Here is a 1,192-nt window from a genome sequence, read left to right as displayed (position 1 = left end):
CCTATATCGCGTCAGCACTGAGCGCTTGCGAGCCAGCAACTAGCTACTACTTGGCCAACAGTTGGTTCCAGCGCTGCAGGAACGCTTTGAACTGCTCGGTCGTGATCTGCGGGAGCTCGACAATGGTGGCTCCGTTCGTCTGGACGGTCTGGGGCGTGCCCTGGCGGACTGCAAGGTATCCACCTTGAGCTACAGCCGCCTGACCCGACTTGCCCAGCAGCCAGTTCGCGAATACCTGCGCCGCATTCGGGTGCTTGGCCGACTTCACAACCGCCAGCTCACTGGTGATGCTCTGCGCAGTCGGGGGAAGTCGGTAGTCAATCGGTGCACCGGTCGCTTTGATGGTCGCCGCGACCGCAACAGGAACTGGCAGCGAGGCAGCCACTTCCCCAGCAGCCAGCGCCGCGACCTGGGGGTTCGAACCCGCATAAATCTGGGGCTTGCCCTTAGCCGTCAGCTTGTCAAGGAATCCGGAGCCCCCGGCGTCAGAGCCCTCAAACGTTTGGTACATCGCGGCGACGCTCGGACCGATCGAGGGGTCCGTTGCTCCCACCTGCGACACGTCGAGGTTCAAGTAATCCTGCCAGGAGCTGATGCCGTTCGGCAACAACTTGGTGTTCCAAGCCCACACGTACGGCCCGTCGGCGAACTGTCCTACATCGGGAGTGCGCTGATACTTGGCCCGATCGAATTCCGGATCGCCCAGTGACGGAACAGTGAGCGGCAGCAAAGCACCCTTGGCCGCATAGCCATCGAACGTCGGGTGATCCAGATTGTCGACGGCATCCGCACCGGCGTTCCCGGACGCGATCTCGGCATCCAGTCTGGCCCTGATGTCTGATGCGCTCAGACGCACGTACGTCAGTTTGACGTTCGGGTAGTCCTTCGCAAACCCGCTGGTTACCGCGTCGACGGTCTTCGCGTTCACGACTCCGTAAACCGTCACCTCGCCTTCCTTGTTGGCGGCGTCAACGACCTTCGACCATTCCGCCTGGTCCATGACCTTGGATAGCGTGCCACTCGGGCTCGCGTTCGAATTGCCCGCGGCCGAACCGGCTCCTCCGGACGCGCATCCTGTCAGCGCAAGCAACCCGCATGCGACAACCAGGGATCCGCGCGCCATCACGCTCCTTCGTTTTCTCACAACAATTCCTCAATTCCTCACATCACAACAATTCCTCAATTCCTCACA

Annotated in this window: 1 protein-coding gene; it reads right to left on the bottom strand. The window is 61.2% G+C overall.

Going from position 1 to position 1,192, the window contains the following annotated elements:
- Positions 1-46: 46 nt before the first annotated feature.
- Positions 47-1,123 carry an ABC transporter substrate-binding protein gene (locus tag AB4Y87_RS25875; protein WP_442007081.1) on the bottom strand — a complete coding sequence of 359 codons (1,077 nt, stop codon included), beginning with the start codon at positions 1,121-1,123 and terminating at the stop codon, positions 47-49.
- Between the last annotated feature and the right edge of the window lie 69 nt (positions 1,124-1,192).

The sequence above is a fragment of the Paenarthrobacter sp. RAF54_2 genome (assembly GCF_052113945.1).
In the GTDB taxonomy this organism is placed as follows: Bacteria; Actinomycetota; Actinomycetes; order Actinomycetales; family Micrococcaceae; genus Arthrobacter.
Note: the sequence above shows the minus strand (reverse complement) of the source record. Positions and strands in the feature narration are given on the sequence as shown.

Excerpts from the sequence above, each read along its gene's own strand:
- AB4Y87_RS25875 (WP_442007081.1), bottom strand. The coding sequence starts at position 1,123 with ATGGCGCGCGGATCCCTGGTTGTCGCATGCGGGTTGCTTGCGCTGACA.